Source organism: Vibrio sp. SCP2 (genome assembly GCF_059295395.1).
On sequence record NZ_JCAFVV010000028.1, the window covers coordinates 1 to 575 of the forward strand.

At 38.8% G+C, this 575-nt stretch carries 1 protein-coding gene; it reads left to right on the forward strand.

Going from position 1 to position 575, the window contains the following annotated elements:
* Window positions 1-27 precede the first annotated feature (27 nt).
* Window positions 28-450: a DUF2513 domain-containing protein gene (locus tag AC5O63_RS22380; RefSeq protein ID WP_047483044.1), complete on the forward strand. Its 423-nt coding sequence runs from the start codon at window positions 28-30 to the stop codon at window positions 448-450.
* The last annotated feature ends 125 nt before the right edge of the window (window positions 451-575 follow it).

A 575-nucleotide genomic window follows, 5' to 3' on the forward strand; every position in this document is an offset into this window, starting at 1 on the left:
GTTATGTGACTATTAGGAAAATCAAGAATGAAAGTTGATTATGAGTATTTGAAGCAACTCCTAGAAGCATTTGAGGAAGTTCCTAAACCTTTCCCCCTTATCAGTGAAATCTCCCAAATTTCTAGCTCAGTAAACAATCAATTTGCTTTTCACATGGGGATTTTGCATGACCAAGGTTTTATCCAATATCTTTTTAGTAATGGTCGATCACCTTTTACCCCTGATTACGATGATATTGATGACTTTTCTTGGTGTGACTGTAATGTGCGTTTAACAGCGCAAGGGCATGACTTTTTGGCGGCACTACGTCAAAAGAATATTTGGAAAGCTGTAAAAGAAGACCTCAAGGAAAATTCCATAGAGACAGTATGGAAGGTAGCTCAAGCAATGGCTACAAAACTAGCAACATCAAAGCTCGAAAAGTACTTGGATGCTACAGATGTAAAATAGCCACATAACAAACTGTTTAAGAGTGATTCGCAACGCGTGGCATTTTTACTATGCGTTGATTTTAGTGATTAAGGTGGTTTGCAGCGGCTTCTGTATTGCGTTGCTCACACCTTAACAGGGCGTTA

Bases quoted from the DNA above. Each gene is read 5' to 3' on its own strand.
- AC5O63_RS22380 (WP_047483044.1), top strand. From the start codon at position 28: ATGAAAGTTGATTATGAGTATTTGAAGCAACTCCTAGAAGCATTTGAG.